This is a genomic window from Nonomuraea sp. NPDC005983, assembly GCF_040614375.1.
GTDB lineage: Bacteria > Actinomycetota > Actinomycetes > Streptosporangiales > Streptosporangiaceae > Nonomuraea.
Map to the genome: position 1 here is coordinate 1 of NZ_JBEXUP010000133.1, position 23,410 is coordinate 23,410.

Below are 23,410 nucleotides of genomic sequence, written 5' to 3' on the forward strand. Positions count from 1 at the left end.
GGGAGATCGTCACCGCGTTGCCGTCGGGCGTCATCGTGATCGACACGCCCAGGCTGGACTTGCCGTCGGTACGGGTGATCGTCGTCGGGTCGTCGGCGGCCGTCCCCCCGGGCGATCACCCCTGATAGCGGCCGGTTTTCACGTTTTGGGAGGATCTTGGTCATGGGATACGACGAGCTGATCGCTGAAGGGCTGACGACGCCGTTCGAGGGGTGGGACTTCGGGGTGTTCCGGGGGCGGCTCACCGAGAAGGCCGACGCCCTGCCGTGGAGTTACGAGCGGCTGGTGCGGCAGCGGCTGCCCCAGGTGGGCTCGCTGCTCGACCTCGGCACTGGAGGCGGCGAGCTGCTGGCGTCGCTGGCGCCGTTGCCGCCCCGTACGGCGGCGACGGAGGGGTACGAGCCGAACCTGCCGATCGCGCGGCGACGCCTGGAGCCGATGGGCGTCGAGGTGGCCGAGGTCGGCGACGACGACGCGCTCCCGTTCGCCGACGGCTCGTTCGAGCTGGTCGTCGACCGGCACGAGTCCTACGATCCGCAGGAGGTTCGGCGGGTCCTGACCCGCGACGGCGTCTTCGTCACCCAGCAGGTCGGCGGACGCGACCTCGAAGAGGTCAACCAGGCCCTGGGCGCGCCCCCGCACACCTACCGCGACTGGGACCTTTCGGCGGCCGCGGCCGAGCTCACCGACGCCGGGTTCGAGATCACCTGGCAGGACGAAGCCCGGGTGCCGGCCGCGTTCCACGACATCGGGGCGCTCGTGCTGTTCCTGCGGATCACTTCCTGGCAGGTGCCGGACTTCGAGCCCGACCGGTACGCCCACCGCCTGCGCGCCCTGCACGAGGAGATGGAGCGGGGGCACCCGCTGGAGGTGACCTACCACCGCTTCGCCCTGCTGGCCGCTAGGACGTGAGGCCCGGCTCCGGTACGTTGCCTGGCAGGGCCAGTGTTTTCGGAGATGCGATGGAGGGGCAGTGACCGGCGAGACCCTCTACGTCGTCGTGTGCGCGGCCTGGCCGGCCGCCGACGTCGGGCGGCTCGTCGGCATGGCGCAGGACGAGGGCTGGGGCGTGCAGGTCGTCGCCACGCCTGCCGCGCTGGACTTCGTCGACGTCGCGGAGCTGGAGAGGCAGAGCGGGCGTCCCGTCCGCAGCCGGTATCGCAAGCCGGACGAGCCGAAACCGCCGCGAGCCGACGCGATCGTCGTGGCTCCGGCCACGTTCAACACGGTCAACAAGTTCGCCCAGGGAATCGCCGACACCTACGCGCTCGGGGTGCTGGCCGAAGCGCCGGGGCTGGGCATCCCGGTCGTGGTGCTGCCGTGCGTGAACAGCGCGCTCGCGGCACGCGGGGCCTACCGGCGGAGTGTGGAGGAACTGCGCGCCGACGGTGTCCGCGTGCCGGCGGACCTGGGGCCGCTCGCCGAGGACGCCCCCGCCGACGCCTTCCCGTGGAAGCGCGCGCTCACGGAACTCGCCGAACTCCTCGTTCGATGACGACCGAGGCGCGCGGTGCGTGATGGCGTGAGGCAGGTGGGAAGCAAGACGTCCGAATGCCGCCAGCGCGGCGACGTCCCCGCAAGGAGGAGCGTGGGTACCGGTTCGTGGCGGACAAGTTCGGGCGGGCCGGGCTGACCCCGGTGCCGTCCGAGACGGTGGCGGCGCCGAGGGTGGCCGAGTGCCCGGTGAGCATGGAGGCGGTCGTCGAGGCCGTGCACGGGTTGGCGGAGGACGACGAGGCGCAGCGCGGCGGGGTCGTCGTCTTCGAGGTGCGGGTGCAGCGGGTGTTCGTGCACGAGGAGATCCGGATGACGGGCACGTCCGACCGGATCGATCCGGACGCGTGGCGGCCGCTCATCATGAGCTTCCAGAAGCTGTACGGGCTCAGGCCGCAGCAGGTGCACCCGTCGACCCTCGCCCAGATCCCCGAACGGTTCTACCGGGGGCCGGACATCGAGAGGTCGCGGTAGGCGACCAGCCAGATGTGCCGGGCGCAGCGCCGCTCGATCTCCTCGCGGGTCAGCCAATCGGCGTGGGCGGTCTCCGACTCGGGCGGCGGCGCGGTGGGGGCGCCGGGCCCCGCCAGCCGCGCCTGGAACATCACCATGTACGTGAGCGCGCCGTACCTGTAATCGGACGGAGCCGGGCCGGCCAGTTCGATCCGCTGCCACGCGAAGACGTCCAGGTCGGACGGCGCGAGCCGCAGCCCGGTCTCCTCCGCCAGTTCGCGCGCGGCGGCTGCGACGGGGGTTTCACCAGGTTCGAGGTGGCCGCCCGGAAGATCCCAGTCACGCCCACTGTGATCCATGCGCGTCAGCAACGTCCGGCCCATGCTGTCCTGGACGAAGACGAAGGCCGAGGTCGTCTGTTCGAGCGGCGGAAGGGTGTCGGCGCGGATGACGTCCAGACGGTGGGGGACAGGGATCCACGGCACCGTGCTGGTGGCGATGATACGGGTCACAAGAACAGGATATTTCGTGATCAATCGTTACATTGGGCATGATCGGAGGTGTCCGTCGCCGCTGGCACGAGAGATTGGGTAACACACTGTACATAATTCGTAACGTACTGAAGCGTTGGACTTTCGTCATTCCCCTGCTCGCGCTGGCCACCCTGGGGCTGGCGTGGGGCCGTCAGCTGCCCGTCGCGGTGGTCGTCGTGGTGGCGCTGCTGCTGGCCGGGGCGGTGCTGGCCGCCGTGCACCACGCCGAGGTCATCGCCCACCGGGTGGGCGAGCCGTTCGGGTCGCTCGTGCTGGCCGTCGCCGTCACCGTGATCGAGGTGGCGCTGATCGTCAGCCTGATGGTCTCCGGCGGCGATCAGACCGCCTCGCTGGCCCGCGACACGGTGTTCGCCGCCGTGATGATCACCTGTAACGGCATCGTCGGGCTGTCACTGCTCACCGGGACTCTGCGACGGCGCGTCGCGGTGTTCAACGCCGAGGGCAGCGGCGGCGCGCTGGCCACCGTGGCGACGCTGAGCACGCTCAGCCTCGTGCTGCCCACGTTCACGACGAGCGCGCGGGGTCCGGCCTTCTCGCCCGCCCAGCTCGGCTTCGCCGCGGTCGTGTCGCTCGCGCTCTACGGCCTGTTCGTGCTCACCCAGACCGTGCGGCACCGCGACTACTTCCTGCCCGTCACCCCCGAGGGCGCCGAGCAGGCCCCCGCTGAGCACGCCCCCAAGCCCGAGACGAGCACCGCGATGGCCAGCCTCGGACTGCTGCTGACGGCGCTCGTCGCGGTCGTGGGGCTGGCCAAGGTCGAGTCGCCGGTGATCGAGGCCGCGGTGTCGACCGCCGGGCTGCCGCAGGCCGTGGTCGGCGTGGTGATCGCGCTGCTGGTGCTGCTGCCCGAGACCATCGCCGCCGTCAGGGCCGCCAGACGCGACCAGGTCCAGATCAGCCTCAACCTGGCGCTCGGCTCGGCGATGGCCAGCATCGGGCTGACCATCCCGGCCATCTCGGTGGCGTCGATCTGGCTGGAAGGCCCGCTGCTGCTCGGGCTCGGCGCCACCCACCTCGTGCTGCTGGGGCTGACCTTCGTGGTCACCACTCTCACCGTCGTGCCCGGACGGGCGACGCTCCTGCAGAGCGGAGTCCATCTGGTGCTTTTCGCCGCGTTCCTGTTCCTCGCGATCAGCCCGTGACGTCCTTACCCGCCCGGAGGCCGCCGACGGCGATCACGAACTGACGCCCGGCGGCCTCCTGTTCGGACATCTCGGGCAGCGGTCAGCGGATGACGCCCTGCTTCATCGCCCGGTTGCCGAAGAACAGGCCCAGGCCGGCGATCACGGCCGTGGCGACCGTCCCGTACAGGACCGACAGGTCGGTGAGGTCGCCCGCGAACAGGGAGCGCTGCGCGTCGACGATGTAGGAGATCGGGTTCAGGTAGCCGACCACCCGCAGCCAGGCGGGGCCCGAGTCCATCGGGAGCAGGACGCCGGAGAGCAGCAGCAACGGGAAGAGCAGGGCCTGGGTGACGAGGTAGAACAGCGTGCCGTCGGGCGCCGACCTGATCGCCAGGACGAAGGAGAACGCGCCCAGCCCCACCCCGAAGACGATCAGCAGGGCCAGCCCCGCCAGGACGCCCGCCGGATAGAGGCGGAAGCCGAGCGGCAGCGCCAGCAGGACGATCAGCACCGCCTGGCAGAGGAGGACCGCCATCTCCTTCAGCGTCCTGCCCACCAGCATGGCGGTGCGGTTCAGCGGGGTGACCAGCATGCGCTCCATCGAGCCGCCGATCAGCTCGATCAGCAGCGAGTAACCCGCCGCCATCGGCCCCGACAGGCACATCATGACCAGGATGCCCGGCACGAACCACTGCCACGACGAGCCCACCGCCCCGTCGAGCAGTGACCCGAACAGGAACAGGAACAGCAGCGGCTGGCCCATCTGGAAGAGCAGGCCCAGGGGTTCGCGGAGGGACGGGGTGAGCTCGCGGGTGAGAACGGTGGCGGTGTCACGCAGGAATGTCGTCATCGGTGAGGCTTCTCCCGGTCAGTGTGAGGAAGACGTCGTCGAGGGTGGGACGGGTGGTCTCGGCAGTGGCGGCCTTGACGCCCGCCTGCTCCAGCGCACGCAGGTACTCGGGGAGGGCCGCGGCGGCGTTGGGCACCCGGAACCGGACGGTCGTGCCGTCCGGTTCGGCCTCGGCCAGCCGGGCGGCGGTGGCGGCCTCCTGCGCGGTCGTGGTGGTGACCGTGATGTGGTCGCCCGCCAGGTCGTTCTTGAGCTGCTCGGCGGTGCCGTCGGCGATGATCCGGCCGTTGTCGATGATCACCACCCGTTCGGCCATGCTGTCGGCTTCTTCCAGGTAGTGGGTGGTCAGGAAGAGCGTGGTGCCGTACGTCTCGCGCAGCCGCAGGATGTGCGACCAGATGTCGGCGCGGCTCTTGGGGTCGAGGCCGGTGGAGGGCTCGTCCAGGAAGAGCAGGTCGGGGCGGTGGATGAGGCCGAGCGCGATGTCGAGGCGGCGGCGCTGGCCACCTGACAGCGTGCCCGGCTTGCGGGCGGCCAAGGGGGTGAGGTCGAGCAGGTCGAGCAGCTCGTCGGCGCGTCCGGCCGCCTGCCGGGCGGTCAGCCCGTAGCAGCGGCCCTGGGTGACGAGCTCGTCGCGGACGCGGAAGTTCTCGCCCGCACTGTTCTTCTGGCCGACGTAGCCGATGCGGCCGCGCACGCCGCCGGGGTCGCGGCGGACGTCCCGCCCGGCGACCATGGCGGTGCCGGACGTCGCGGGCAGCAGGGTGGTGAGCATGCGCAGCGTGGTGGACTTTCCCGCGCCGTTCGGGCCGAGGAACGCGACGAGCTGGCCGCGCTCCACGTCCAGGTCGATGCCGCGGACGGCTTCGACGGTGACTTTCTTGGCCTTGAAGACTCGGGTGAGTCCCCGGGTGTGGATCATGCTTGGTCTCCTCCGGGCATGACGAAGAAACCCCAGGTCGGGGGCTCGGTCGAGGATCCGAATCATCTTGGGTAGCCGAGTGCCGGTTTGGCAAACGCGAACGTTACATTCACAAACGGCTCTGACCTGCGAAAACGCCGTCAGCCGCGCCCCCTTGCGCAGGCCGGTTTCCGGGCCCTGAGATGCGGGTTTCCAAGGTTCTCGCGACTATTTCCGCCCCCGCTCCGGACGACGCGGCGCACGTGCAGACTGATCCGCATGCTGGTCGTTCTCGTCAACGGTCTGCCGGGGTCCGGCAAGACCACGCTGGCCCAGGGGCTGGCCCGGCAGCTGGGGCTGCCGCTGTTCAGCAAAGACGCCATCAAGGAGACCCTGGCCGACATGCTTCAGCAGCCCGAGGGGGTGGACGGCAGGGAGTGGAGCAGGAAGCTGGGGGCCGCGGCAGGCGAGAGCATGTGGACCCTGCTCGGCCACGCCACCCAGGGGGCGGTGCTGGAGAGCCCGTGGCCGGCAGGGCTGCGGCCGGTGGTCGTCGCGGGCTTGGCCAGAGCCGGTGTCGAGGACGTCGTCGAGGTGTGGTGCGACGTGTCGCCGGACGTTGCCAGGCGGCGTTATGAGAGGCGGCGCCGGCATTGGATCCATTTCGACGACTCGGTCGATGACGCGGTGTGGCGGGAATGGGTGGCGGGGGCGGAGCCGCTCGGGGTGGGAGCTGTTTATCGCATTGACACCTCGAGAAACGTGGATTTATCAGGACTTGCTACTTTGTGTGGTGCTCCGCGATGATCCCCGCGTGAAAAGTCTTTTACTTGTCGCGGTGGCCGCGGCCGTCGGGCTGGCCGGAACCGCGGAGGCGGCCGACGGCCTCGCCGGGGTGGACGTCAGCAACTGGACCGGCGACGTCGACTGGGGGAGCGTGGCGTCCGGGGGAGGGAGATTCGCCTTCGTGCAGGCCACGGAGGGAAGCACCTACCAAAATCCGCGCTTCGCCGCGCAGTTCTCCGGCGCCGCGGCGGCGGGAATTCCTCGCGGCGCCTACCATTTCGCCCAACCGCACGAGACGGACGGCGGCACCCAGGCCGAGTACTTCGTCCAGAACGGCGGAAACTGGACCGGCGACGGGCAGACCCTGCCGGGAGTCCTCGACCTTGAGGACAATCCCTACAAGGACCGGAACGGCAAGAACAACTGCTACGGCCTGTCACCCGACGACATGGTCACCTGGGTCGGCGACTTCACCAAGAAGTACTGGCAGCGCACCGGGCGGCGGGCGATCATCTACACCACCACCAGCTGGTGGCGGACCTGCACGGGCGACTCCGCCAAGTTCGGCGTCAACCCGCTGTGGCTGGCGCACTGGGGCACCGATCCGGGTGAGCTGCCCAAGGGCTGGGATCGGTACACGTTCTGGCAGTCGGCCGAGAAGGGCACGCTGGCCGGCGGCCAGAACGCGTTCAACGGCACCGAGTCGGAGCTGGCTGAGCTGGCCAACCCGCCGGCCGAGGTGACGATCTCCGGCGCGGCCAGGAACAGCAAGACCTACACGGTCACCATCGCCAACACCGGCCCCCACCCGCTCACCCGCATCAAGGTGTCGGGCCGCGCGTACGGCGGGCAGCGCGTGGTGAAGGCCCCCGGCTGCGACTTCAGCGGGACCGCGGTGCGCTGCGAGGTCGCCGAGCTGCGACGCGGTCAGAAGGTCACGTTCACCTTCACCACCAACCCCAGGGCGAAGGGGACGGTGGGCATGCGCTTCACGGTCGGTTCCGTGAAACTCACTCTTAAGGGCCGATAGGGCAGGATAAATACCGTCATATTGCTCGAACGGGGGAGCAACATGCCGGGGAAACGCTGGAGAGCGGTCGCGCTCGCCCTGCTGGCCACCCTGCTGGTCACCATGCTGGTCGTCACCGCGTCCGGGCTGCTCCATCCGTACGGGCAGATCGTGCGGGTCGCCTACGAGATCGAGCGGCGCGGCGTCGTGTACTCCTGGGGCGGCGGCCACGCCGAGACCCCGGGCCCCTCGACCGGCACCTGCCTGGGCTATCACGGCAGCATCCAGCCCTGTCCGGCCGCGCGCACCCGCGGCCTCGACTGCTCGGGCTTCACCAGGTGGGTGTACGCGCAGGCCCTCGGCGAGGACGTGCTCGGCCCCGGCAACACCGACGACCACCTGCGCAGGCTGCGCCGGGTCACCTCCGCCCTGCCGGGCGATCTCGTCTTCTTCGGAAAGATCACGAACAACTCTGTCAGCACTCACCATGTGGGGATCTATCTGGGCGGTGGGAAGATGATGAACGCGCCCGAGACCGGGGCCATGGTGCGCGTCGACGATATCCGGCGGAAAGACTTCGCGGGCTTCTACCGGTACTGAGTGCAGAGCCTCTCCGCCCTTCAGGGCCGCCCGTCCTCAGAGGTGCCCGAAGATCAGCCGCTCCTGTCGTGAGATGTCACCAGGGTGTGCGCCGTGCTTGAGGCCTTCTTGGTGCTGACTTGGTATGGCCTGTAACGCCTGTGGCGCAGCGAAAATTGAGAGACCCGAGGGCTACTCTGTGCCGCTATGGACAGGCGATGGGTCGGCGTCGACGGCTTCGAGGTCGTGCCCGCCGTGTGGGGCGGGCGTCAGGTGCTCCGGGTGCGCAGGAACGGGCGGCTGGTGGCCGACTGCTTCTCCGTCGCGGAGGTGGCCCGACACCTCGACCTGGCCGACCTCTGCGAGGTGATCCAGCTGCCCGTCAGGCGGACCTGGGCCGATCCTGTGGAGGCTCGCGGGAGTTCGCATCATCGCTGAGTGCCGTGTATGGTTACACCTGTCCGCGAGGGCGGGCAGGCCCCTATAGCTCAGTCGGCAGAGCGTCTCCATGGTAAGGAGAAGGTCAACGGTTCGATTCCGTTTGGGGGCTCATAGTAGGTCCGAGCCTCACCGGAACGTCTTCGGTGGGGCTTTCGTTTTTGATTTCAGTGATTGGGTGTTCCTGAGGCATACTGGGAACGCTCGTCGCCCGATCAGGTGAGTTACGAATGTGCTCCCGGTGTCGGGTATCCTCTACGAGGCCGGGTTCTTTCATCCGGCCCCAGGCGGAGTAGCTCAGTCAGGCAGAGCAAACGGCTCATAATCGTTGTGTCGCCGGTTCAAGTCCGGCCTCCGCTACTGCCCACTCCCAGGTCACATGGCCTGGGACGGGCATGTCCCAGTCCCGAACGTAGAAAGGCACTCCCAAGTGGCTGCCACCGACGTTAGGCCGAAGATCACGCTGGCCTGCCAGGAGTGCAAGCACCGCAACTACATCACGCGGAAGAACCGGCGCAACGACCCGGATCGGCTTGAGCTGAAGAAGTACTGCCCCAACTGCCGCTGCCACCGCGCGCACCGCGAGACCCGCTAGTTCTCGCCGGGCAGCGCTCCTGCCTTCGCCTGTCGCAACAACCGGTGTCCCCTTGTGGGCGCCGGTTTGTCGCGTCTGTGGTCCTTCTGCAAAGTCGTCGTCATGGCAGCGACAGCCGAACCTTGTTCTGTTAGCGTCTGCCTCATCGGCGATGTGAGGGAGCACTGAATGGCCTTGAACCGCGACTTCATCGGGCGCAGCTACGCGTCCAGCGCCCCCTACGAGGTCAGCCGGGTGAAGATCAGGGAGTTCGCGACCGCGATCTGCGACGACAACCCGGTGTTCCGCGACAGGAAGGCCGCCCAGGCGGCCGGGCATCCCGACGTGGTCGCCCCACCGACCTTCCCCATCGTGTTCAGCCTGCAGAGCGGCGGCGAGGCGCTGATGGATCCCGAACTGGGGCTGAACTTCGCCATGGTCGTCCACGGTGAGCAGCGCTTCGAGTACGTCCGGCCGATCTACGCGGGCGACGAGCTGGTCACCACCGCGACCATCACTGACATCCGCAGCGCCGGGCGGAACGAGCTGCTGACGATCAGGAGCGACATCTCCACGGTCGCCGGCGAGCCGGTCTGCGTGACGTACAACACGATCGTCGAGCGCGGAGGGGCGGGCTGAGATGACTGCCACGGTCAGGTACGACGAGGTCAAGGTGGGGCAGGAGCTCCCGACGGCCGAGTACGGCGTCCGCAGGCTCAACCTGGTGATGTACGCGGGCGCGTCCGGAGACTTCAACCAGATCCACTGGAACGAGCGGTTCGCCAAGATGGTCGGCCTGCCGGACGTGATCGCGCACGGCATGTACACGATGGCGCAGGGCGGCCGGTTCGTCACCGACTGGGCGGGCGATCCGGCCGCGGTCGTCGACTACGGCGTGCGGTTCTCCTCGATGGTGGTGGTCCCCGACGACGACCAGGGCGCGACGATCACGGTCAGCGGCGTCGTGGAGGAGAAGCTCGAGGACAAGCGGGTGGTCGTCGCGCTGACGGCCCGCTCGGGCGACGCCAGGGTGCTGTCGAAGGCCCGTGCGGTGGTCCAGCTCGCCTGACCCCCGCTGAGCACGTCGGGCACGCGTTCCGGTGCACCGGCCGCGCTGAGTACGGTGGGCGGCTCATAAGCTTGTGCCTCATGGAGATCCTCGCGCCGTACACCACGTTGGGGCTGGGCGGCCCCGCCCGCGACTTCGCCGAAGCAGCCACCGCGGAGCAGTTGGTCTCCCTGGTCGCCGAGGCCGACCGGCAGGCCGCCCCCACGCTGGTGCTCGGCGGCGGCAGCAACCTGGTGCTGGCCGACGAGGGGTTCGACGGGCAGGTCTTCAAGGTGGCCACCGAGGGTGTCTCGGTCGCGCGTGACGGCGAGCAGGTGGTGGTCACGGTCGAGGCCGGCGAGGACTGGGACGCGCTGGTGGCTCGGGCCGTCGAGGAGGGCTGGTCCGGCATCGAGTGCATGTCCGGCATTCCCGGCTTGGTGGGCTCGACGCCGATCCAGAACGTCGGCGCGTACGGCCAGGACGTGTCGCAGACCATCAGGTGCGTGCGCGCCTACGACCGCCGCACCAGGCAGGTGGTCGACCTGGAGGCCAGGCAGTGCGGCTTCTCCTACCGCGACAGTGCCTTCAAACGGGACCTGTCGCGGCACGTGGTGCTGGGCGTCACCTACGCGCTGGAGGTCTCGGGCCTGTCCGGGCCGATCGCGTACAAGGAGCTGGCCGGGCGGCTCGGCGTCGAGCTGGGCGCCCGCGTCCCCCTGGAGGCGGCCAGAGAGGCGGTCCTGGGGCTGCGCAGGGGCAAGGGCATGGTCCTCGACCCCGCCGACCCCGACACCCGCAGCGCCGGGTCGTTCTTCACGAACCCGGTCCTCACCGCGGCGCAGGCCGAAGACCTGGAGGCGCACGCGCCGGGCTTCCCCCGCTGGGCTCAGCCCGACGGCTTGGTCAAGGTGCCGGCGGCCTGGCTGATCGAGCAGGCGGGCTACCCCAAGGGCTACGAACGCGGCCCGGTCCGCATCTCCACCAAGCACACCCTCGCCCTGACCAACCCCACGGGCACGGCCACGACCGCCGACCTGCTGGCCCTGGCCAGGGAAGTACGCGACGGGGTGCTGGAGAAGTTCGGCGTCACGCTGATCAACGAGCCGGTCATGGTGGGCTGCGCCCTTTGAGGGGCCCATGGAATAACCACTCGCGCGGACCTGTTATGGTCCTCTGGAAACACCGAAGGGGAGTAGTCCCAATCGCGTGATCGACACACTGGCGCGTTCGCGCGCCCGGTCGCGCGGGCCTCGCAACAGGCGGACGAGACCTTCGGCCTGGCAGTCATCGAACAAAGACGCTGCCGGGCCGAAGTCGTGCCCGCGAAACTCCCCCGGCACTCGCTTTCGGTCCGGTCGCGCGGAAGAGGACCGTGGAAGCGTTCTGGATCAGTCTGGCCGTCATCTTCGTGGCCGAGCTTGGTGACAAGAGCCAGCTCATGGCGATGACGTTCGCCACCCGCTTCAAACTGTGGCCGGTGCTCGCCGGCATCACGATCGCGACGACCGTCGTCCACCTGGTCAGCGTGGCCGTGGGCGGGCTCATCGGCGACGCGCTGCCCACCACCGCCATCTCCATCGTGGCCGGCATCGCCTTCCTCGCCTTCGCGCTGTGGACGCTGCGCGGCGACGAACTGAGCGACGAAGAGGCGGGCAAGGCCCAGCGCACCACCAGGAACGCGCTGATCGCGGTGACGGTGGCGTTCTTCCTGAGCGAGCTGGGCGACAAGACCATGCTCGCCACGATCACGCTGGCGACCCAGCACGGCTGGCTGGGCACCTGGATCGGCTCCACCGTCGGCATGGTGGCGGCCGACGCGCTCGCCATCCTCGTCGGCCGCCTGCTGGGCAAGCACCTGCCCGAGAAGGTCATCCGCTACGGCGCCGCGGCCGCGTTCGCGATCTTCGGCGTCATCCTGCTGGTCGAGGCGTTCGTCTGACGGAACCCGCGTCGATCACAGCGACAACAGCGACAACCGGTGCGCGGCCGCCGCGGCCTCACCGCGACTGGTGACCCCCAGCTTGGCGAGGATGTTCGAGACGTGCACGCTCACGGTCTTGACCGAGATGAACAGCTCGGACGCGATGTCGCGGTTGGTGCGGCCCAGCGTCACCAGCCGCAGCACCTCCAGCTCGCGCGGGGTGAGCAGCTCGGGGACCTCCTGCTGGTGGTGGGTGACGCCGACGCGGCGCGAGAGCGCCTCGATCCCGTCCACCAGCGGGGCCGCGCGCAGGGCGGCGGCCAGTGGGTGCGCCACCCTGAGCCGGGTGGCGGCGCCGTCGCGGTCGCCCGCCAGCGCCCTCGCCTCCGCCGCCCGCAGCAGCGCCTTGGCCTGGTTGTGCGGACGGTTGAGCCGCTCCCAGGAGCTCGCCGCGCCGTCGAAGTCGCCCGAGAAGGACAGCTGGTACGCCGCCGCGACCGGCCCGCTCACCTTCAGACCCGCCGCCAGCCCGGTGGCCTGCTCGCGCAGCGCCCTGGCGCGCGCGGGCTCGACCGCCCCGGCGGCGTCGCAGACGGTCCTGAGCAGGGAGAGCATCCGCCAGCCCAGCATCGCCTTGGGCGACTGGGACGGGCGCGACAGGAAGCCCTCGGCCACCGCGAGCGCCGAGCCGGGCTCGCCCTTGTTCAGGTGCCAGCTGATGCGCAGACGGGTGCTGTTCGTGATGTCCTGCAGGAAGTCCTCCGGACGCTCCTTGAGCACCCCGAGCTCGCCCATGATGGCCTCGGCCAGCTCCAGCTCGCCCCTCGCCAGGGAGATGTCGGCGCGCAGCCTGAGCAGGTGACTCCGGGTGCGGAGGACGGGCCCGAAGGTGAGCGCCCGCTCGATGGTGTCGATCGCCTCGTCCCAGCGGCCGATCGCCTCCAGGGTCTCGGCCCTGTTGTTGAGGATGAAGACGCCGTTGAGGCGGATGCGGCCGTACTTCTTGGCCTTCTTCCACCCCTCCTCGCTCAGCTCGAGCGCCTCCTCCCAGCGGCCCAGGTCGCTCAGCGCGTCGATGTTGTTGCCGATGGCCCGGGTGATCAGCCTGCCGGAGCCTTCCAGGCGTCCCAGCTCCAGGGCGCGCAGGTTGGTGGCGAGGGTGCTCTCGGTGTCGCCGTCGATCGAGTGGCCGAGTGCGAGGTTGAGCAGCAGGTCGCCTTCGAGGCACCTGTCGCCCAGCTCCCTGGCCAGGCGCAGGCCCTCCTCGACGAGCCGGGTGCCCTCGTCGACGTCGCCGGAGAGCATCAGGTGCTGGGCCATCGGCATGATGACCTCGGCGCGGTCCAGATTCGGCTCAGGTACGAGGCGCAGGGCGTGCCGGAAGTCCTCGACGACCCCCATCCGGCCCTTGTAGATCTTGAGGTTGGCCCAGCGGACGACCAGCTTGGCCACCCGTTCCGGCTCGCGGGTCTCGTCCAGCTCGGAGACAGCCGCCTTGACGAACTTGTGGCCCTTGTCCAGCTCGCCGCCCGCCAGCGCGGCCTCGCTGGCCCGCTCGAGCACGGACGTGTGGTCGGCCCCGATGCGCTCCGCCGCGTCCGGGACCCGGTCCCAGAGCATGAGGACGCGTTCGAGCAGCGGGATCGCCTCGGTGTACGCGAACGCCTTGAACGACTTCTGCGCGGCCTCCCAGGCGGCGATCAGCGCCCAGAGGTCGTTGCGCGCGCCGTACCAGTGGTGGGCCAGCTCGACCGCGGCGCGGCCTGGCGGCACCAGGGTGCGGTCGCGGGAGATCTCCTCGGCGTACCTGGCGTGCAGGCGCTGGTGCTCACCGGGCAGCAGCTCGTCGTGTACGGCCTCGCGGATCAGGGAGTGACGGAAGGCGTAGGCGCGGCTGTCGGCGATCTGCAGCACGTTGCCCGCGATGGCGGGGCGCAGCGCCGACTCCAGCTCGATGTCCGACAGCCCGCTCACGGCGGCGAGCAGGGCGTGGCCGACGCGGATGCCGCCCGCGGCGGCGATGCGCAGCACCCGCTGGGTCTCCTCGGGCAGCCGCTCGACCGCGCCGAGGATCAGGTCCTGCATGGACTCGGGGAAGGCGCAGTCCTCGCCGCTGTCGAGCAGCGCCTCGACGAACAGCGGGATGCCCTCGCTGCGCTCGTAGACCTTCTGCACCTTGGGGTAGTCGGGCGCGCTGCCGAGGATGCCGGCCATCTGCTGGGCGACCTCGTCCTGCGACAGGCGGGGGAGGTCCAGCCTGAGCACGCCGTTGACCCGTCCGAGCTCGGCGAGCACCGGCCGGAGCGGGTGCTGCCTGTGCAGGTCGTCGGAGCGGTAGGTCATCACGATCAGCACCTGCGGGACCCGCAGGTTGCGGCTGAGGAAGGCGATCAGGTCGCGGCTGGACCTGTCGGCCCAGTGGATGTCCTCGATCAGCAGGACGGTCGGGCGGCTCTCGGCCAGCCGTTCGAGGAGTGTCAGGAACTGCTCGAAGAGCCTGGCCCTGCCGGTGTCGGTCTCGCCGTCGCCGCTGGGCTCGCCGAACTCGGGCAGCAGCCGCGCGAGGTCGCGCTCGGCGCCCTCGGGCAGCAGGGCGGCGATCCTGGCCGGGCCCTGCTCTCTGACGAGCTGGCGGAGGGCGGCCGTGAACGGTGCGTAGGCCAGGCCCTCGGTCGAGAGCTCCACGCAGCCGCCGAACAGCACCTGAGCGCCGTTGGACGTGACCTGCTCCGCGAAGCGCTGCACCAGTCTGGTCTTGCCGACTCCGGCCTCGCCACCCAGGAGGACGGCCGTGGCGCTGCCCTTGCGGGCTTCGCCGAACGCTTCGAAGAGGGTCGAGAGTTCCTCTTCCCGTCCGACGAAGACGGGACTCACAGCACGTCCCAGCATGTCGTCCAGCATGTCATGCCCCATGAGTAGCTTTCGACGGGTTTACGGAGGTACAGAGGCCCGGCCGCGAGGGAGGATGCGGCCGGGCTCTCGTGGGGTGGTCATGAGGAGCGGCGCTTGCCGAAGACCGAGCGGCGCTCGGACTTGTTGGACCGCTCGGCCTCCCGTACTCGCCGGTGCTGGGCGGCCGCCTGACGCAGCTCGTGCGCGTGACTCTTCATGAGCTCGTACTCGATCTCGGGGTTCATTTCTTCTCCTGAAATTTCGTGCTACTTGCTGACATGTTTAAGACTCGCCCTAAGGCCCACCCCGCCACATCGGACGGATGCCCTATCTCGGGAGGGCGATCGGCCTAGGACTACCTAGGAGGGGGGTGCCGGGCGCCTTAGGACGTCTCAGACGAGCGGTAGGGCACTAGGGATGCGCCGCAACGCCGCAGGTCAGCGATCGGTTTGGACGTAGCCTCCCCGGTCGGCGATGCTGTGGGGGTGTCAACTGTGACTACCTCGCTCGCGGACGTCGCCACGTCCAACGCGACATTGCGAGCTTTCCTGCACGGCCTGCCCGGTGTTGATCGGGTGGGCGCGGATCAGCGGGCGGCGATGCTGAGCAGCCGCTCGATCAAGACCTCGGCCAAGGCCGAGGCGATTGATCTGGCCATTTCGATGGTGGATCTGACGACGTTGGAGGGTGCTGACACGCCGGGCAAGGTGCGGGCGTTGTGCGCCAAGGCGATGCGTCCGGGTGAGGGTGCGCCGCGGGTGGCGGCGGTGTGCGTGTATCCGGATCTGGTGGAGGTGGCAGCGGCGGCGCTGGCCGGGTCGGGGGTGAAGGTGGCCTCGGTGGCCACGGCGTTCCCGTCAGGGCGTTCGTCGCTGGAGGTGAAGGTGGCCGACACCGCACTGGCGGTGGCGGCGGGCGCGGACGAGATCGACATGGTGATCGATCGGGGTGCGCTGCTGTCGGGGGATTACCTGAAGGTGTGGCAGGAGGTCGTCGCGGTGAAGGCGGCCTGCGGGGGTGCGCATCTGAAGGTGATTTTGGAGACGGGTGAGCTGGCGACCTACGACAACGTGCGGCGGGCTTCGTGGCTGGCGATGCTGGCGGGGGCGGATTTCATCAAGACCTCGACAGGGAAGGTGTCTCCGGCGGCGACGCTGCCGGTGACGCTGGTGATGTTGGAGGCGGTGCGTGATTTCCGGCGGATTGCGGGTCGTCAGGTGGGGGTCAAGCCGGCGGGCGGGATCCGGACCACGAAGGACGCGATCAAGTATCTGGTGCTGGTCAACGAGAGCGCGGGGCCGGATTGGCTGTCGCCGGACTGGTTCCGGCTGGGGGCTTCGTCGTTGCTGAACGATCTGCTGATGCAGCGGCAGAAGCTGGCCACCGGCCGGTACGCGGGTCCCGACTACTTCACCCTGGATTAGAGGATGATGTTCGAATACGCACCGGCGCCGGAGTCGCGGGAGATCGTCGACTTGCAGCCGTCGTATGGGTTGTTCATCGGTGGCGAGTTCGTCGAGGGGTCTGGCCCGTCGTTCAAGACGATCAATCCGGCTACCGAGGAGACGCTGGCCGAGGTCGCCACCGCGTCCGACGATGATGTCGAGCGGGCGGTGCGGGCGGCGGGTAAGGCGTTCGAGACGTGGAGTGCGCTGCCGGGGGCGGAGCGGGCCAAGTACCTGTTCCGGATCGCGCGGATCATTCAGGAGCGGGCTCGTGAGCTGGCGGTGCTGGAGTCGCTGGACAACGGTAAGCCGATTCGTGAGTCGCGGGATGTGGATGTGCCGTTGGTGGCGGCGCATTTCTTCTATTACGCGGGCTGGGCCGACAAGCTGGGGTACGCGGGGTTCGGGGCGGATCCGCGGCCGCTAGGGGTGGCCGGGCAGGTGATCCCGTGGAACTTTCCGCTGTTGATGCTGGCGTGGAAGATCGCGCCGGCCTTGGCGTGCGGGAACACGGTGGTGTTGAAGCCGGCCGAGACGACGCCGTTGACGGCGTTGCTGTTCGCCGAGATCTGTGTGCAGGCGGGGCTGCCTGCGGGTGTGGTGAACATCGTGACCGGCGCCGGGGCGACGGGGGCCGCGGTGGTGGGCCATCCGGGGGTGGCCAAGGTGGCGTTCACCGGGTCGACCGAGGTGGGCCGGATGATCGCCCGTCAGGTGGCCGGCACGGGTAAGAAGCTCACGCTGGAGCTGGGGGGTAAGGCGGCCAACATCGTGTTCGAGGACGCGGCGTTGGATCAGGCGGTGGAGGGGGTCGTCAATGGGATCTTCTTCAATCAGGGCCATGTGTGTTGTGCCGGGTCGCGGCTGCTGGTGCAGGAGTCGATCCAGGAGGAGCTGCTGGGGGCGTTGCGGCGCAGGCTGTCGACGCTGCGGTTGGGTGACCCGCTCGACAAGAACACCGATATCGGTGCGATCAACTCGGCGGAGCAGTTGGCCCGGATTCGTTCGCTGAGCGAGGCGGGCGAGGCGGAGGGGGCGCAGCGGTGGTCGCCGGCGTGTGAGCTGCCTGAGCGGGGGTTCTGGTTCCCGCCGACGGTGTTCACGGGGGTGGCGCAGTCGCATCGGATCGCGCGGGAGGAGATCTTCGGGCCGGTGCTGTCGGTGTTGACGTTCCGTACTCCGGCTGAGGCGGTGGAGAAGGCCAACAACACTCCGTACGGGTTGTCGGCGGGTATCTGGACGGAGAAGGGGTCGCGCATCTTGTGGATGGCCGACCGGTTGAGGGCGGGGGTGGTGTGGGCCAACACGTTCAACCGGTTCGACCCCGCCTCGCCGTTCGGCGGGTACAAGGAGTCCGGGTACGGCCGCGAGGGCGGCCTGCACGGTCTGGAGGCCTACCTTGATGTGTGAGCACCGCCGTACGCCGCGCAGGAGGCGGCGGGCGCAGGCCACCCGCGGCCACGCGTTCGCCCGAGCCGGCCGGCCCGTGCGCACCGGCTGGTACGCCCACCGCTGCGGCGTGAGCCGGTGCGGGCAGATCTTCGCGCCGGTCCAGATGTCGCAGGAGACCACGTGGAGGGGGCGCGGCGATGAGTAGGCTGCCCGTTCGCAAGACCTACAAGCTGTTCATCGGCGGGGCGTTCCCACGCTCTGAGAGCGGGAGGTCGTACGTCGTGACCTCGCCCAAGGGCGACTTTCTCGCCAACGCGTCGCGGGCCTCGCGCAAGGACGCCCGCGACGCCGTCGTGGCCGCCCGCAAGGCGTTCCCCGGCTGGTCGGGCGCGACCGCCTACAACCGCGGCCAGATCCTCTACCGCGTCGCCGAGATGCTGGAGGGCCGCCGCGCCCAGTTCGTCGAGGAACTCGGCATCGGCAAGAAGGCGGCGCAGGAGGCGGTCGACGCGACGATCGACCGGCTGGTCTGGTACGCGGGCTGGTCCGACAAGGTCTCCGCGGTGCACGGCACGCCCAACCCGGTGGCGGGGCCGTACTTCAACCTGTCCTCGCCGGAGCCGACGGGTGTGGTCGCCGTGATCGCCCCCGCCGACCCGCTGCTCGGCCTGGTCTCGGTGGTGGCGCCGATGATCGTGACGGGCAACACCTGCGTGGTGGTGGCCTCGGAGCCGTCCCCGCTGGCCGCGATCACCCTCGCCGAGGTGCTGGCCACGTCCGACCTGCCGGGCGGGGTGGTCAACATCCTGACGGGGCAGCAGGCGGAGCTGGCGCCGTGGCTGGCGTCCCACATGGACGTCAACGGCCTGGACCTCACCGGGGTGGCGGACCCCGACCTCGCCCTGCGCTGCGAGCAGGACGCCGCCGAGAACCTCAAGCGGGTGCTGCGCCTGTCGGACGTCGACTGGACCGCCGACCCCGGCCTGGGGCGGATGACCCGTTTCCTGGAGATCAAGACCGTCTGGCATCCTCTCGGCATCTAGGCCGGGGTGGCGTTCGAGCCGTGGAGGAAGTTGAGGCCCCTGCCGCCCGTTGACCAGGGCGACAGGGGCCGCTCCACCTTGCCGTGGACCTCGGTCACGGCGACCAACCCGCTCGCCCAACCAGAACCCCGCTGAAGGTACCTCTGCCAGGTGCAGGTTCAGCGCGGTGGCCCGGCTGCCGAGCGTGGGTCAGTACGACAAGCCCGGCGGCCTGATCAGGGGGTGGGCCGATTGCAGCTGGGCGGCGAGGCCCAGCAGGTGCGGCTCGCCGCCGGGCGGCGCCACGAGCTGCACGCCGATCGGCAGGCCGCTGGAGTGGGTCGCGATGGGCACCGTCATCGCGGGCCAGCCGCACATGTTCCACGGGCCTGTCGCGGGTGCGTACCTGACGTTCGCCAGCACGTTTCTGACCAGGCCGCGGTCGCCCCAGCGGTCCGCAGGCGGCGGGATCGTCGCCAGGACGGGCGTGATGAGGACGTCCGCGTCGCCGAACCACCGGTCGGCGCCGAAATCCTGCCAGCGCTTGCGGCCGCGGGCGCCGTCGAGGCCGAGCCGGGCCAGCGTGTGTCCGGCGCGGGCGAGGGCGCGGCTGCGCCGCTCCAGGCGACGCCCGTCGAGGCCGTCGGCAGCTTCGGACGCCCGAGCCAGCCAGGTCGCGATCGTGGCGGGGCCGAGCCAGGCGGGCAGGCGGCCGTGCTCCACGATCGTGTGCCCGGCGACCCGGAGCGTCTCGGCCGCGCCGCGGACCGCCGCCTGGAACTCGCCGTCCATCAGCAGGCCGACGGGGAGAGGCTGCGGTGCGTAGGCCAGGCGCAGGTCGAACGGTTCGGGGCTGTCGTGGGGCGGCGGCGGCTCCCAGACCTGGTCGTCGTCCGCCCAGATCGAGCGGAGCATGGGCGGGCGCGGCTCCTGCCGCCTGCCGCCGCGCCACGCCTCGGCCAACGCAGGGTCGGCGGCCAGCACCGACAGCATCAGCGACAGGTCGGCGGCGGTGGCGGCCAGCGGGCCGTTCTCCGACAGCCCGCGCCAGTCGTCCGACGGTGGCGGGACCAGGCTCGCGCCCGGCTTGATCGCGAGCACGCCGCAGCAGGCGCCGGGGATGCGCAGCGAGCCCATGCCGTCGTTGCCGAGCGCCACGGGCACCATGCCCGCCGCGACGGCCGCCGCGCTGCCGGAGGAGGAGCCGCCCGCGGTGCGGCTCGCGTCCCAGGGGTTGCGGACGGTGCCGTACGCGCTGTCGCCGAACGCCACCAGGCCCAGCTCGGGCAGGTTCGTCAGGCCGACCACCACCGCGCCCGCGGCCCGCAGACGGGCGACCGTCTCGTGGTCCATGGCCGCTGGGACGTCGTCCGTGGCGGCCGAGCCGACGCGGGTGGACTCGCCGGCCACCTCCAGGTTGTCCTTGACCGCGACGGGGACGCCCGCGAGCGGCAGATCGGCCAGGTCGGCGCGTTGCTGCACGGCCCGCGCCTCGTCCAGGGCGGCGGCTCTGACCACGCGGAACGCCCCCACCCCGGGGTCGCGCTCGGCGATCACGCCGAGGTGCTGCTCGACGACGGTCTCGGCCGTGACCACGCCCTGCCGGACGGCCGCCGCGATCTCGATGGCGGACCTGCCTGCCCACAACATGCCTAGAGTGTGCGACTTTCCCGCCTCCACCGGGAGACCCGAAATGCACCGGAGGTTGGCGGGGGTGGGGAGCTGTTTAGGGTCGGAGGGTGGATGTGGAATCTCTTGCGATCGGTCAGCGCTCGCTCGGCGACCCCTCGGCCGTCTTTCCGCTGTGGCCGCCGTTGACCCGTGGCTGCCCTGAGACCAGCACCGACGACCTCGCCTACCCGGTCGAGGTCGACTACGACTACTCCCGCGTGCCGCGCGAGCTGTTCGAGCAGCCGCCGGGCCCGGACATCGCGCGGTGGGCGCCGCTGCTGCCGCCGTTGCACGCCCCGACGCTGGGCGAGGGCGGCACGCCGCTGCTGGAACTGGGCGACGGCGTCCACGTCAAGGACGAGTCGCGCAACCCCACCTGGTCGCACAAGGACCGGTTGAACCGGGTCACGGTCAGCGCCGCCGTCGGAGCAGGGGCGCCGGGCGTGGTGGTGGCGTCGTCGGGGAACCACGCCGCCTCGGCCGCCGCGTTCGCGGCTCGCGCCGGTCTGCCCGCGATCGTGCTGGCCTCGGCCGAGTCGCCGCGTGCGGTGCAGTCGTTCGTCCGGGCGTTCGGGGCGAAGGTGCTGACTGTGCCGACGGAGGCCCGGTGGCCGCTGATGCGTCAGATCGTGGACCGGCTCGGTTACCACCCGGTCAGCAACCTGACCGTCACCCACACCGGGCATCCGTTCGGGGCCGAGGGGTACAAGACGATCGCGTACGAGCTGTTCGCGCAGCTCGGGAGGGTGCCCGCGGCCGTGTTCGCGCCGACCGGCTACGCGGAGCTGCTCTACGGCGTGTGGAAGGGCTTCACGGAGCTGCGCCGGCTCGGGGTGGCCGACGACGCGCCGCGGATGTTCTCCTGTGAACCTGCCGCCGGCGGGCCGAACGCGCGGGCCGTCGGCACGGCCGTCCCAGCCGCGGTCGTCGAGGTCGGGGCCACGGACGCGTACGGGATCAACTGCTCGGTGGGCGGGCACCGGGGCGTGCGGGCGGTCCGCGACAGCGGCGGCGACGCCCTCCTGGTCACCGACGGCGAGCTGCGCGAGGCCCAGCGGGACCTTGCCCGTCACGGGCTGTGGCAGGAGCTGTCGGGCGCGGCCGGGCTGGCGGCCTACCGCAGGCTGGGCCGCGCGTTCGACGGCCCCGTGGTGTGCGTGGGCACGTCGAGCGGCTTCAAGGACGTCGGTGTGGGCGACGAGCCGATCGAGGTCCTGACGTCCCCGACCCTGGACGACGTGCTCTGACCCCATGCCCTGGGTGATGTGCTCCGCGCCTCAGGAGTTCAGCCAGATCCGGAGCGGGCCGGTCGTGGTGAAGCCCTGACGGATGGCGGGTTCGGGGTCGGACTCGTAGCCGACCAGGTGGTGGCCGGGGAAGAGGGCTGCCGCCTGGTCGACCGTGCCCTGCCAGGCGCTGTCGAGGTCGCAGCCGTCCGCGAAGACGTTGGAGACGCCGACCACGCGGCCGGTGCCGTTGAGGACGCTGCCGCAGACGATCCCGCCGTCGCGCCTGCCCGCCAGGACGCTCGCCTCGGCCAGCAGGGACGCCGGGAACAGCCCCTGGGTCTCGCCGCCGAAGCAGGCCTGCTCCCACTCGCGCAGCGCGTCCGGCGTGCGGACCACCTCCCAGCCGACAGCACCGTCGGCGCCCGTCTGAGTGGCGGGGCGGTGGATCCAGTGGGCTTCGAACAGGACGTGGAAGCCGTGGGGCGTCAGGTCGAGGGTGGCGAAGCTGTCCTTGACCGACGCGCCGGGCCCCGGGTCGATGCCGTCGAGGACGTCGGCGGCGGTGGCGTCAGGGGTGAGGGTCACGGCGTCGGGATAGTACGGCGGGGTCCGGCGCGGGTTCGTCCAGGCGCGGGAGGTGAAGCGGCCGGGGAGGCCGTGCGCGCGGCACATCGCGTCGCACCATGCGGCGTTGTTGGCCGCCGCGTCGAGCACGTACGTCATTGTTTCCTTTTCACCCGGTTCGTGGGGACTGCCGTGAGCGGATCTTCCGGCCAGGGATGCTTCGGGTACCGGCCGCGCAGTTCCGCACGGACGGCGCGGTAGCCGTCGCGCCAGAACGACGCCAGGTCGGCCGTGACCGCCACCGGGCGGCCCGCGGGGGAGAGCAGGTGCACCAGCAGCGGGACGCCCGCGATCTCGGCCGCCTCGTCCCAGCCGAACAGCTCCTGCAGTTTGACGGCGAGCACCGGCTGCTCGCCCGAGTAGTCGACGCGCACCCGCGACCCGCTGGGGACCTCGACGCGTTCCGGGGCGACCGTGTCCAGCCGCTCGCTCCACGGGACGAGCCGCTTCAGCGCGGCGGCGACGTCGATCCGCTCCAGGTCGGCGCGGCGGCGGGCCCTGGAGAGCTCGGGCTCCAGCCACTGGTCCGCCAGGTCGACGAGGGCGTCCATCGGGGGCCAGGGGGCGCCGAGGGCGCGATGGCAGAAGGCCAGCCGGTCGCGTACCGCCTTCGCCTCCTTCGTCCAGGTCAGGACGTCCTCGGTGCGCAGGCCGTGCAGGAGGGCGTCGCGCACGTCCGCGTCGGGGAGCGGCGTGGACGACAGCTCGATCGCGCCCAGCCGCTCGACCACCCGCGCGGAGACGTCCCCGCGCCGCTCGCCCGGCGGCACCCGCCAGGTGACCTCCTCCTCGGTCGTGACGGGGAACGCCAGCCTCGCGGTCTCCTCGTCGATGACGACGGCCTGCCGGACCCGCGCCGACGCCGATCCCGTGGGACGGTCCGCGACGGCGACGGCCAGCCAGTGCGCCCGCGCGAGCTTCGACCCCTCCCCGAGCTGCGCCGCGGTGCCGGACGCCATCAGGTAGCCGCCGCCGCGCCGCCGGGCCACCCGCTCGGGGAACGCGAGCGCCACCACCAGCCCCGCCAGCGCGTCATCGCCCAGCGCCGCGGACCGCAGGTTCGCCACGCCCGGCTCCGCGGACCGCAGGTTCGCCACGCCCGGTGCCGAGACGGGCGCGCGGCCTTCCGGCGTGGTTTTGGACAGACGGGCGACCTCCTGGCGCCAGCGGGCGGTGAAGGCGTCGCCGCCCCGGCGGGCCGCCCGCCAGACCTCCACCAGGTCGTCGCCCGCGCCGCGGGGAAGCTGGTCGGACAGGAGGGCGACCACCTCGGCGGCCCGCGGCCCGAGGTCGATCAGCGCTCTGGCCAGCCGCGGGTGGACGCCGAGCCGGGCCATGCTCCTGCCCCGGGCGGTCACCCGGTGCGAGTCGACGGCGCCGAGGCTGCGCAGGGTCCGGGTG

Annotated in this window: 26 protein-coding genes and 2 tRNA genes; 20 read left to right on the plus strand and 8 right to left on the minus strand. The window is 70.6% G+C overall.

Annotated features, from left to right (window positions below):
• The first annotated feature begins 162 nt into the window (after positions 1-162).
• From ABZ297_RS37400 to ABZ297_RS37410, 3 genes are all read left to right on the plus strand, one after another.
• A complete protein-coding gene (locus tag ABZ297_RS37400; RefSeq protein ID WP_355356401.1) occupies positions 163-912 on the plus strand; it encodes a class I SAM-dependent methyltransferase in 750 nt (249 codons plus the stop codon).
• Between the two features lie 61 nt (positions 913-973).
• Complete coding sequence (locus tag ABZ297_RS37405; protein WP_355356403.1) at positions 974-1,495, plus strand: flavoprotein; 522 nt, start codon at positions 974-976, stop codon at positions 1,493-1,495.
• A gap of 107 nt (positions 1,496-1,602) precedes the next feature.
• Positions 1,603-1,968, plus strand: a complete 366-nt coding sequence (locus tag ABZ297_RS37410; protein ID WP_355356405.1) for a hypothetical protein — start codon at positions 1,603-1,605, stop codon at positions 1,966-1,968.
• On the opposite strand, the gene ABZ297_RS37415 is transcribed toward ABZ297_RS37410, so the two are convergent.
• On the minus strand, positions 1,935-2,459 hold the full coding sequence (locus ABZ297_RS37415; protein WP_355356407.1) for an NUDIX domain-containing protein: 525 nt from the start codon (positions 2,457-2,459) through the stop codon (positions 1,935-1,937). The genes ABZ297_RS37410 and ABZ297_RS37415 overlap by 34 nt on opposite strands.
• Before the next feature lie 74 nt (positions 2,460-2,533).
• Here ABZ297_RS37415 and ABZ297_RS37420 point away from each other — a divergent pair, with 74 nt between their 5' ends.
• Positions 2,534-3,643: a hypothetical protein gene (locus ABZ297_RS37420; protein WP_355356409.1), complete on the plus strand. Its 1,110-nt coding sequence runs from the start codon at positions 2,534-2,536 to the stop codon at positions 3,641-3,643.
• 82 nt (positions 3,644-3,725) lie between these two features.
• Here ABZ297_RS37420 and ABZ297_RS37425 read toward each other — a convergent pair whose 3' ends face one another.
• Both ABZ297_RS37425 and ABZ297_RS37430 read right to left on the minus strand, forming a co-directional pair.
• Positions 3,726-4,475, minus strand: coding sequence for an ABC transporter permease (locus ABZ297_RS37425; protein WP_355356411.1), 750 nt, complete (start codon positions 4,473-4,475; stop codon positions 3,726-3,728).
• Positions 4,456-5,397 carry an ATP-binding cassette domain-containing protein gene (locus tag ABZ297_RS37430; RefSeq protein ID WP_355356413.1) on the minus strand — a complete coding sequence of 314 codons (942 nt, stop codon included), beginning with the start codon at positions 5,395-5,397 and terminating at the stop codon, positions 4,456-4,458. Before ABZ297_RS37430 ends, ABZ297_RS37425 begins: the two co-directional genes overlap by 20 nt.
• A 258-nt stretch (positions 5,398-5,655) precedes the next feature.
• Here ABZ297_RS37430 and ABZ297_RS37435 point away from each other — a divergent pair, with 258 nt between their 5' ends.
• From ABZ297_RS37435 to ABZ297_RS37485, 11 genes are all read left to right on the plus strand, one after another.
• Positions 5,656-6,183, plus strand: coding sequence for an AAA family ATPase (locus ABZ297_RS37435; RefSeq protein ID WP_355356415.1), 528 nt, complete (start codon positions 5,656-5,658; stop codon positions 6,181-6,183).
• Between the two features lie 7 nt (positions 6,184-6,190).
• Entirely contained in the window at positions 6,191-7,192 is a 1,002-nt protein-coding gene (locus tag ABZ297_RS37440; RefSeq protein WP_355356417.1) for a GH25 family lysozyme, read from the plus strand.
• A gap of 42 nt (positions 7,193-7,234) precedes the next feature.
• Entirely contained in the window at positions 7,235-7,771 is a 537-nt protein-coding gene (locus tag ABZ297_RS37445; protein ID WP_355356419.1) for an NlpC/P60 family protein, read from the plus strand.
• 186 nt (positions 7,772-7,957) lie between these two features.
• Positions 7,958-8,188, plus strand: coding sequence for a transposase (locus tag ABZ297_RS37450; RefSeq protein ID WP_355356421.1), 231 nt, complete (start codon positions 7,958-7,960; stop codon positions 8,186-8,188).
• A gap of 39 nt (positions 8,189-8,227) precedes the next feature.
• Positions 8,228-8,300 (plus strand) — tRNA-Thr (locus ABZ297_RS37455).
• 174 nt (positions 8,301-8,474) lie between these two features.
• Positions 8,475-8,548: transfer RNA gene (locus ABZ297_RS37460), tRNA-Met, on the plus strand.
• A gap of 70 nt (positions 8,549-8,618) precedes the next feature.
• The gene (gene rpmG, locus ABZ297_RS37465; protein WP_019632658.1) at positions 8,619-8,783 is read left to right on the plus strand and encodes a 50S ribosomal protein L33; all 165 of its coding nucleotides are present in this window, start codon (positions 8,619-8,621) and stop codon (positions 8,781-8,783) included.
• 168 nt (positions 8,784-8,951) lie between these two features.
• Complete coding sequence (locus ABZ297_RS37470) at positions 8,952-9,401, plus strand: MaoC family dehydratase N-terminal domain-containing protein (RefSeq protein ID WP_355356423.1); 450 nt, start codon at positions 8,952-8,954, stop codon at positions 9,399-9,401.
• Between the two features lies 1 nt (position 9,402).
• Positions 9,403-9,831: a MaoC family dehydratase gene (locus tag ABZ297_RS37475; RefSeq protein ID WP_355356425.1), complete on the plus strand. Its 429-nt coding sequence runs from the start codon at positions 9,403-9,405 to the stop codon at positions 9,829-9,831.
• A gap of 80 nt (positions 9,832-9,911) precedes the next feature.
• On the plus strand, positions 9,912-10,943 hold the full coding sequence (locus ABZ297_RS37480; protein WP_355356427.1) for a UDP-N-acetylmuramate dehydrogenase: 1,032 nt from the start codon (positions 9,912-9,914) through the stop codon (positions 10,941-10,943).
• A 242-nt stretch (positions 10,944-11,185) separates the two neighbouring features.
• Positions 11,186-11,752 (plus strand): TMEM165/GDT1 family protein, encoded by a 567-nt coding sequence (locus ABZ297_RS37485; RefSeq protein WP_355356429.1) that lies wholly within the window; start codon positions 11,186-11,188, stop codon positions 11,750-11,752.
• A 15-nt stretch (positions 11,753-11,767) separates the two neighbouring features.
• Here the strand turns inward: ABZ297_RS37485 and ABZ297_RS37490 are convergent, their stop codons facing one another.
• Positions 11,768-14,623, minus strand: a complete 2,856-nt coding sequence (locus tag ABZ297_RS37490) for an AAA family ATPase (RefSeq protein ID WP_355356431.1) — start codon at positions 14,621-14,623, stop codon at positions 11,768-11,770.
• 101 nt (positions 14,624-14,724) lie between these two features.
• Positions 14,725-14,871, minus strand: a complete 147-nt coding sequence (locus ABZ297_RS37495) for a hypothetical protein (protein ID WP_350804053.1) — start codon at positions 14,869-14,871, stop codon at positions 14,725-14,727.
• A gap of 249 nt (positions 14,872-15,120) precedes the next feature.
• Here ABZ297_RS37495 and deoC point away from each other — a divergent pair, with 249 nt between their 5' ends.
• The 4 genes from deoC to ABZ297_RS37515 are packed head-to-tail and all read left to right on the plus strand — an operon-like array spanning position 15,121 to position 18,506.
• The gene (deoC, locus tag ABZ297_RS37500) at positions 15,121-16,050 is read left to right on the plus strand and encodes a deoxyribose-phosphate aldolase (protein ID WP_355356433.1); all 930 of its coding nucleotides are present in this window, start codon (positions 15,121-15,123) and stop codon (positions 16,048-16,050) included.
• Between the two features lie 3 nt (positions 16,051-16,053).
• The gene (locus ABZ297_RS37505) at positions 16,054-17,481 is read left to right on the plus strand and encodes an aldehyde dehydrogenase family protein (protein ID WP_355356435.1); all 1,428 of its coding nucleotides are present in this window, start codon (positions 16,054-16,056) and stop codon (positions 17,479-17,481) included.
• Complete coding sequence (locus ABZ297_RS37510; protein ID WP_355356437.1) at positions 17,474-17,668, plus strand: hypothetical protein; 195 nt, start codon at positions 17,474-17,476, stop codon at positions 17,666-17,668. The genes ABZ297_RS37505 and ABZ297_RS37510 overlap by 8 nt, the downstream gene beginning before the upstream one ends.
• Positions 17,661-18,506 (plus strand): aldehyde dehydrogenase family protein, encoded by an 846-nt coding sequence (locus ABZ297_RS37515; RefSeq protein ID WP_355356439.1) that lies wholly within the window; start codon positions 17,661-17,663, stop codon positions 18,504-18,506. Before ABZ297_RS37510 ends, ABZ297_RS37515 begins: the two co-directional genes overlap by 8 nt.
• 189 nt (positions 18,507-18,695) lie before the next feature.
• Here ABZ297_RS37515 and ABZ297_RS37520 read toward each other — a convergent pair whose 3' ends face one another.
• Positions 18,696-20,135: an amidase family protein gene (locus ABZ297_RS37520; RefSeq protein ID WP_355356441.1), complete on the minus strand. Its 1,440-nt coding sequence runs from the start codon at positions 20,133-20,135 to the stop codon at positions 18,696-18,698.
• 95 nt (positions 20,136-20,230) lie between these two features.
• Between ABZ297_RS37520 and ABZ297_RS37525 the strand changes: the two genes are divergently transcribed.
• Positions 20,231-21,403, plus strand: coding sequence for a pyridoxal-phosphate dependent enzyme (locus ABZ297_RS37525; RefSeq protein WP_355356443.1), 1,173 nt, complete (start codon positions 20,231-20,233; stop codon positions 21,401-21,403).
• A 30-nt stretch (positions 21,404-21,433) separates the two neighbouring features.
• Here ABZ297_RS37525 and ABZ297_RS37530 read toward each other — a convergent pair whose 3' ends face one another.
• The gene (locus ABZ297_RS37530; protein ID WP_355356445.1) at positions 21,434-22,108 is read right to left on the minus strand and encodes a hypothetical protein; all 675 of its coding nucleotides are present in this window, start codon (positions 22,106-22,108) and stop codon (positions 21,434-21,436) included.
• Positions 22,105-23,410 (minus strand): ATP-dependent helicase C-terminal domain-containing protein (locus tag ABZ297_RS37535; RefSeq protein ID WP_355356447.1); only part of this gene is annotated, 1,306 nt, incomplete at its 5' end. The genes ABZ297_RS37530 and ABZ297_RS37535, both read right to left, overlap by 4 nt.

Bases quoted from the DNA above. Each gene is read 5' to 3' on its own strand.
- ABZ297_RS37505 (WP_355356435.1), top strand. From the start codon at position 16,054: ATGATGTTCGAATACGCACCGGCGCCGGAGTCGCGGGAGATCGTCGAC.
- ABZ297_RS37430 (WP_355356413.1), bottom strand. From the start codon at position 5,397: ATGATCCACACCCGGGGACTCACCCGAGTCTTCAAGGCCAAGAAAGTC.
- ABZ297_RS37450 (WP_355356421.1), top strand. From the start codon at position 7,958: ATGGACAGGCGATGGGTCGGCGTCGACGGCTTCGAGGTCGTGCCCGCC.
- ABZ297_RS37480 (WP_355356427.1), top strand. From the start codon at position 9,912: ATGGAGATCCTCGCGCCGTACACCACGTTGGGGCTGGGCGGCCCCGCC.
- ABZ297_RS37520 (WP_355356441.1), bottom strand. From the start codon at position 20,135: ATGTTGTGGGCAGGCAGGTCCGCCATCGAGATCGCGGCGGCCGTCCGG.
- ABZ297_RS37425 (WP_355356411.1), bottom strand. From the start codon at position 4,475: ATGACGACATTCCTGCGTGACACCGCCACCGTTCTCACCCGCGAGCTC.
- ABZ297_RS37470 (WP_355356423.1), top strand. From the start codon at position 8,952: ATGGCCTTGAACCGCGACTTCATCGGGCGCAGCTACGCGTCCAGCGCC.
- ABZ297_RS37530 (WP_355356445.1), bottom strand. From the start codon at position 22,108: ATGACGTACGTGCTCGACGCGGCGGCCAACAACGCCGCATGGTGCGAC.
- ABZ297_RS37510 (WP_355356437.1), top strand. From the start codon at position 17,474: ATGTGTGAGCACCGCCGTACGCCGCGCAGGAGGCGGCGGGCGCAGGCC.
- ABZ297_RS37400 (WP_355356401.1), top strand. From the start codon at position 163: ATGGGATACGACGAGCTGATCGCTGAAGGGCTGACGACGCCGTTCGAG.
- ABZ297_RS37435 (WP_355356415.1), top strand. From the start codon at position 5,656: ATGCTGGTCGTTCTCGTCAACGGTCTGCCGGGGTCCGGCAAGACCACG.
- ABZ297_RS37515 (WP_355356439.1), top strand. From the start codon at position 17,661: ATGAGTAGGCTGCCCGTTCGCAAGACCTACAAGCTGTTCATCGGCGGG.
- ABZ297_RS37495 (WP_350804053.1), bottom strand. From the start codon at position 14,871: ATGAACCCCGAGATCGAGTACGAGCTCATGAAGAGTCACGCGCACGAG.
- ABZ297_RS37490 (WP_355356431.1), bottom strand. From the start codon at position 14,623: ATGCTGGGACGTGCTGTGAGTCCCGTCTTCGTCGGACGGGAAGAGGAA.
- ABZ297_RS37445 (WP_355356419.1), top strand. From the start codon at position 7,235: ATGCCGGGGAAACGCTGGAGAGCGGTCGCGCTCGCCCTGCTGGCCACC.
- ABZ297_RS37475 (WP_355356425.1), top strand. From the start codon at position 9,403: ATGACTGCCACGGTCAGGTACGACGAGGTCAAGGTGGGGCAGGAGCTC.